Annotated in this window: 7 protein-coding genes; 6 read left to right on the forward strand and 1 reads right to left on the reverse strand. The window is 53.1% G+C overall.

Translation table 11 applies throughout. The features are described from left to right. From QMP16_RS23350 to QMP16_RS23370, 5 genes are all read left to right on the forward strand, one after another. A partial coding sequence (locus QMP16_RS23350; protein WP_282154367.1) for a hypothetical protein occupies positions 1–310 on the forward strand: 310 nt, incomplete at its 5' end. Positions 311–584: 274 nt separating this feature from the next. Then, entirely contained in the window at positions 585–2,003 is a 1,419-nt protein-coding gene (locus tag QMP16_RS23355) for a circularly permuted type 2 ATP-grasp protein (protein ID WP_282154368.1), read from the forward strand. A 2-nt stretch (positions 2,004–2,005) separates the two neighbouring features. Continuing rightward, the gene (locus QMP16_RS23360) at positions 2,006–2,947 is read left to right on the forward strand and encodes an alpha-E domain-containing protein (protein ID WP_282121408.1); all 942 of its coding nucleotides are present in this window, start codon (positions 2,006–2,008) and stop codon (positions 2,945–2,947) included. A gap of 3 nt (positions 2,948–2,950) precedes the next feature. Further along, positions 2,951–3,748: a transglutaminase family protein gene (locus QMP16_RS23365; RefSeq protein ID WP_282121409.1), complete on the forward strand. Its 798-nt coding sequence runs from the start codon at positions 2,951–2,953 to the stop codon at positions 3,746–3,748. 11 nt (positions 3,749–3,759) lie between these two features. Continuing rightward, on the forward strand, positions 3,760–4,491 hold the full coding sequence (locus tag QMP16_RS23370) for a peptidase (protein WP_282154369.1): 732 nt from the start codon (positions 3,760–3,762) through the stop codon (positions 4,489–4,491). Positions 4,492–4,646: 155 nt separating this feature from the next. Here QMP16_RS23370 and QMP16_RS23375 read toward each other — a convergent pair whose 3' ends face one another. Next, positions 4,647–5,612, reverse strand: coding sequence for a LysR family transcriptional regulator (locus QMP16_RS23375; RefSeq protein WP_282154370.1), 966 nt, complete (start codon positions 5,610–5,612; stop codon positions 4,647–4,649). Positions 5,613–5,768: 156 nt separating this feature from the next. On the opposite strand from QMP16_RS23375, the gene QMP16_RS23380 reads away from it, so the two are divergent. After that, a complete protein-coding gene (locus QMP16_RS23380) occupies positions 5,769–6,029 on the forward strand; it encodes a hypothetical protein (RefSeq protein WP_282154371.1) in 261 nt (86 codons plus the stop codon). Positions 6,030–6,151: the final 122 nt, after the last annotated feature.

A 6,151-nucleotide genomic window follows, 5' to 3' on the forward strand; every position in this document is an offset into this window, starting at 1 on the left:
CTCTGACCGCCAGTTGGTGCAAGCCGCAGAGAAGGTCCGGTGCGAGCCCATTGTTACAATGATTTCGGTCCTGTACCTTCAAATCTCAACATATCGAAGTTGCGCAATGGAAAATTTGGCTATGGCTCTTGCACTTGCAGTGAAACACATTGAGACGCGCGAAGCTGAAACGGATTGTGACAACGATATTAGCGCCTTGGAAGACATTGCAGCTCATCTACGGTTAGCTGACCATGACTCACAGATTGCTGTCGCAGACGCGCTTCGAAAGCTTGAAGTGCCAGAGCTTATTGAAGGAATTGGCTTGTAAATGAATGACGGCTAAGACCGCACTGCGGTCATTGATACGCTACGCAGCGAAAGACTGCTTTGAGCCCAAAGCGGACGTTCCGTTGCAGCGAAAAGCCATGTAATGCTCAGTGCATCTCAATGAATGTGACATCAACTGAAAACACGAATAGCACCGCGTTGTTTAGACCATCACAATCGTCAATAAGCCTGAAAATTAGACGCTCCTTCCCTAGGCAGCATCCAACCAAGCCTGAATGACTTGAAAAATCTGATCTATGCGTAAAACTAAGAGCATGAGTGAGTATTTTGATGAAATGTTCAACGGCGATGGATCACTTAGAGGTCCATACGAAGAGATCGGCCGCTGGTTTAATGCGGAAGACGCATCACGACTGAGGGCGAAACAGCGCGAAGCCGAAGAAGTGTTTAGGCTGACGGGCATCACTTTTAACGTATACGGCAAAGCCGAGGCCGAAGAACGTCTGATACCGTTTGATATCGTACCACGAGTTGTTTCAGCGCGGGAATGGCAGCGGCTGGAACGCGGTATCGAACAGCGGGTGCGGGCAATCAACGCATTCCTACATGACATTTACCACCGTCAAGAAATTGTCCGGGCCGGGCGCGTGCCGGCAGAGATGATTGCCGGAAACGAGGCCTTCCTGCCGCAGATGCTTGGTGTCTCACCGCCCGGTCAGGTCTATACGCACATAGTCGGGGTCGATCTGGTGCGAACCGGACCGAACGAGTTTTTCGTTCTGGAGGACAACGCCCGTACACCATCCGGGGTCAGCTATATGCTGGAGAACCGGGAAACCATGCTAAAGATGTTCCCCGAGCTCTTCAGCGCGACGAATGTTCGTAATGTTTCAGACTACCCCCGCAATCTGAGACGATCTCTTGCTGCCTGCGCGCCGGCTTGCGCCGACGGGGAACCAACCGTCGCGGTGTTAACCCCAGGCATCTATAATTCGGCCTATTACGAACATGCGTTCCTCGCAGATCAGATGGCTGTGGAATTGGTCGAAGGCCACGACCTACGCGTTGTTGATGGGCGGGTCTGCATGCGTACCACCAGAGGCTACAAGCCCATCGACGTACTTTACCGCCGCGTAGATGACGACTTTCTGGATCCCCTGAATTTCAACGCCGATAGCGCTTTGGGCGTACCTGGTATCCTGGACGTTTACCGTGCAGGAGGTATCACAATCGCCAACGCACCGGGGACCGGTATTGCCGACGATAAGGCGATCTATTCCTACATGCCTGAAATCGTTGAATTCTACACGGGTGAGAAACCCTTGCTGCAAAACGTCCCGACCTGGCGCTGCAGTGATCCCGAGTCTCTCTCCTACGTGCTGGACAACCTGTCCGAGCTTGTTGTGAAAGAAGTACACGGGTCTGGCGGTTATGGAATGTTGATCGGACCGACCGCCAGCAAGAAAGAGATTTCGGCGTTCCGCGACAAGCTCAAATCGCGGCCCGGGAACTACATTGCTCAGCCGACGCTGTCGCTTTCGACGGTTCCGATCTTTGCGCGCTCGGGACTTGCGCCCAGACATGTTGACCTAAGGCCGTTCGTTTTGGTGTCACCCGAAGGGATCAAGATCACACCCGGCGGTTTGACCCGCGTGGCGCTTAAGAAGGGATCTCTAGTCGTAAACTCAAGCCAGGGTGGCGGGACCAAAGACACCTGGGTTCTGGAGGACTGACTATGCTGGGAAAAACTGCAGGTGGGTTGTTTTGGATGTCTCGATACCTTGAGAGGGCGGAAAACACGGCCAGGCTGCTTGAAACAGGTCAGCGGATGGCGTTGACCCGTACCAAGAACTCCGCCGAGGAATGGGGCTCTGTTCTGAAAACGGCCGGCGTTCTGGATGCGTACTACGCCAAATACGATGATGTTTCAAAAGACAACGCGGTAGATTGGGTGCTGCGCGATGCTGATAATCCATCCTCGATCAAGTCAGTCATCAAACAGGCACGAGACAACGCGCGCCTTGTTCGAACCGCGTTGACCCATGACGTCTGGAGTGCAGTAAACTCCACTTGGATGCAGATCGATGAGATCATGAAGCGCCGTGTGAATGAGCGTGATTTGCCTGCGACGCTGGAACTTATTCGCCAACAGGCGGCTTTGGTTCGAGGTGCCACATTGGGAACCATGCTGCGCAATGACATTTTCGACTTCACCCGTATTGGTACGTTTGTCGAGCGGGCCGACAATACCGGGCGAATTCTGGACGTTAAGTACTATGTTCTTTTGCCCACGGCCTTTTCGGTGGGCTCATCACTGGACAATATACAATGGGAAAGCATCCTCCGCTCTGTTGGTGCGGGTGGCGGGTATCGAATGACCCATGGAGAGAAAACGCGGCCGTCTGATATTGCCCAGTTTCTGATCTTGGATCAGCGCATGCCTCGCAGCCTGCACTTTTGCTGCAGAAAAATTCAGGAGAACCTGTCATACCTGCAGAAAGACTATGGCTTTGCCGGGCCTTCGTGCGAGGCGTCTAAAGTTCTCTACGAGAAATACCTGGATCAGCAAATCTCCGATATTTTCGAGCTTGGACTGCATGAGTACATTCAGGATTTTCTGACAGATCTCGGCAACTTAAGCCGTCAGATAGAAATCGATTACCGGTTCTATGAGTAGCAAATGAAACTGCACATTCGACACGAGACACGATACGATTTCGACGCGCCGGTTCCCTTCGGGCTGCAGCAGCTGAGGAAAACGCCAAAGTCATTTCGCAATCAGAGCATTTTAAGTTGGAGAACCAAGATCTCCGGCGGGCGCAAAGAGCTTACATTTGAAGACTACCACCGCAATACGGTGGAGTTGATCAGTTTCGAGCTAAATACCCGAAGCATCTCGTTGATCTCCGAAGGCGTTGTTGAGGTGGAAAACACACATGGCGTACTGGGGCGTCATGAAGGGTCGACACCATTGTGGCTATTCAAAAGAAGCACACCTCAGACAATGCCGGGGAAAGGGGTCGCCGATGTGGTAGGCGCGTTGCCAACAGGCAAACCACTTGAGCAGATGCACGCCCTGTCTGAAAGAATTCGAACACAGGTCGCGTACGAGGTTGGAAGTTCGCACCCGGGTTGGAGCGCAGAAGACGCTCTCAGAGCAGGTTGTGGCGTGTGTCAGGACCACGCGCATATTTTCATTACCTGCGCGCGGCAGATCGGAGTGCCGGCACGCTATGTATCCGGTTACCTTATGATGAACGAAACGGAACTACAGGACGCGACCCATGCCTGGGCCGAAGTGCATTTGGATGGTTTGGGGTGGGTCGGGTTTGACGTTTCAAACGGTATTTCACCTGACGATCGATATGTACGTGTCGCGACCGGTCTGGACTATTCCCAATCTGCACCAGTAATAGGGAACAGAATAGGGACAGCGGGCGAGCAATTGACAGTGCAGTTGCAGGTCGCACAGCAGTAACGGAGAATCTGATGACCTATGCTGTGGGCATGCGGCTGAACCGCGGACTGGTTTTCATGTCCGATACACGCACAAATGCAGGCGTGGACAATGTTTCGACCTTCAACAAAATGTTCAACTGGACAGTCGAAGGTGACCGGTCGATAACCATCCTAGCGGCCGGAAACCTGGCGACTACTCAGTCTACAATAAGCCTTCTGGAAGAGCGGACGAAAGTGCCGGAAGAACGCTCGCCGTCCATACTAGAAGCGCCGACAATGTTTCAGATTGCGCAATTGGTCGCCACTACTCTGAACGACGTCATCGAGGAGCATGCCCGGTCCGGTCAGCAAGCCGACAGTGCCTTTCACGCGACACTCATTTTAGGTGGGCAGATAAGGGGCGGCCCGTCACGCCTGTTTCTAATTTACCCCGAAGGCAACTTTATCGAGGCTGGCGACGACACCCCGTTCTTTCAGATTGGAGAGACAAAATATGGTCGCCCAATTCTGGTACGCGCCTATGATCCGGAAATGAGTTTTTCGGAAACCGTAAAACTCCTGCTTGTAAGTTTCGACTCCACAATTAAGGCCAACCTATCTGTCGGCGCTCCGCTTGACCTGCTTCTGTACGATGAAGACAGCTTTGAAAGTGGTACACGGTCCAGATTCGAAACCGACGACCAATACTATCGCATTATTTCCGAAGGGTGGGGCGACGCATTGAAATCTGCCTTGTCCAAACTTCCGGAATACAACTCTTAGGGAAAACTAAACGGTTGAATGCCGGTTTTGTCCGCGGTGTGGTCGTTCGGATGTACTGCAGCGAAGGACCGCATCGAGCCCGCTTAGTCCAATGCTTCACGGGCGATGAATGGCAATTGCGGAGATTGCCTCAGATTTCGGGAATTCAAATATGATCACCCGATGATTCGCGGTTGGACGATATCGTTCTTTAACAAACGGTTGTCGGCCTCGATCATCAGCTCATCAAACGTTCTGAGAACGATCTCACGCAGCCAAACAAGTGCTGGGTCAGCGTCCAACTCGGCGTTCCAGATGACACGAAACAGAAGATCGGGCATGGGCTCCGGCGGTTCAAAGACCTGCAGGTCGTCGCCACTGCCGCCCTCTAGCATGATAAGGGCAACGAAGTTTCCCAACATGTTTGTGCTTCTCACCGCCGGAGCGATCGCTGACCAACTGCCAGCGTGAAGCCCAATGCGCCGTTTCAGTCCCAGATTGGCAAAGTGTTCCTCGACCGTGCCATGTATCGCAGCGGGAATTCGCACGACGACGTGGGGCCAGCGCAGCCAGCTTTCGAGGCTCCAGTCATTTGTTGCGGGATGGCCGCGCCGCGCCAGAACGTAACGTTTCATCGGCTTCAAGTTCTTCGCCTTCAGACCTTCGGGCAGAGGAAAGTTTGCGTTTCCAAACGCGATATCCACCTCACCCCGTATGATCTGCCCCATGGTTTCCTTGGAGTAGGCATGCCAGACCAATGCCGTATCACGGGCCTCTGCCTGCATGCGCGAGACAACACCAGACGCGATGCAATTCAGCGCAGGTCCCGCCATGTGAAAGGCGCGGGCGCTGGTCGAGGGTGCGAAGACCGCTGGCGCTTGCACAACGCGTTCTATCTGCGACAGGATCGGACGGATTTCGCGATACAAGGCTTTGGCCCGCGGGCTTGGTTTCATGATGCCGCCGGCTCGCATCAATAGTGGATCATTCAACTGCTCGCGCAGACGACCAAGCGCGTGGCTTACTGCGGACGGCGTTCGGCCAAGCTGTTCGGCAGCCCGGTTCACGCTGCTTTCTTCCATCAGGACCCGAAAAACCAAAAGGAGGTTCAGGTCGAGATTTCTAATCTTAATTTCATTCATGTGGCCTGAAAACTATTCGCTGGATCGAGGTGAAAACTCTTCCATGTTCGAGGCAAGACCGGTCGAAACGCAACATCAATGTTAAAAAATTCACGCCGACGCCTTGGTGCCTGCACCAAGGCGTTCACAAGCTGAAGTCTAGAATAGGAAATACCCATGCCCAGAGTCATCGCAATGCACAATGTGGATAATGTCGAACATTGGCTTTCGTCACCCAAACGGGACGAAATATTCAAAGAGGTTGCTTTTGATATGGTGACATTCGTCCATCCATCAGAACCGAACAAAGTCGGCCTGTCCGCCAATATCCCTGATCTTGACAGATTTCTTGAGATCAATAGCAGTCCAATCGGCCAGGCCGCGATGAAGCACGATGGCGTTCAACCTGACACGATTGTCTTGATGGTCGAAGCTTAGGATCGCTCGATATCTAAGCCAACATTCCAATCCAAGCCTGCCATTCGTCCGAGTGCGACGTTTGGCAAGTTTGTCCGCAGAGCGGACACTCATGCAAGCTGTAGTGAATGGCTGCTTCGAGC

The organism is Ruegeria atlantica (assembly GCF_947495585.1).
Classification (GTDB): Bacteria; Pseudomonadota; Alphaproteobacteria; order Rhodobacterales; family Rhodobacteraceae; genus Ruegeria; species Ruegeria atlantica_G.

What these genes read in the sequence shown, in the direction of transcription:
- QMP16_RS23355 (WP_282154368.1), top strand. Translation starts at nt 585, where the DNA reads ATGAGTGAGTATTTTGATGAAATGTTCAACGGCGATGGATCACTTAGA.
- QMP16_RS23360 (WP_282121408.1), top strand. Translation starts at nt 2,006, where the DNA reads ATGCTGGGAAAAACTGCAGGTGGGTTGTTTTGGATGTCTCGATACCTT.
- QMP16_RS23365 (WP_282121409.1), top strand. Translation starts at nt 2,951, where the DNA reads ATGAAACTGCACATTCGACACGAGACACGATACGATTTCGACGCGCCG.
- QMP16_RS23370 (WP_282154369.1), top strand. Translation starts at nt 3,760, where the DNA reads ATGACCTATGCTGTGGGCATGCGGCTGAACCGCGGACTGGTTTTCATG.
- QMP16_RS23375 (WP_282154370.1), bottom strand. Translation starts at nt 5,612, where the DNA reads ATGAATGAAATTAAGATTAGAAATCTCGACCTGAACCTCCTTTTGGTT.
- QMP16_RS23380 (WP_282154371.1), top strand. Translation starts at nt 5,769, where the DNA reads ATGCCCAGAGTCATCGCAATGCACAATGTGGATAATGTCGAACATTGG.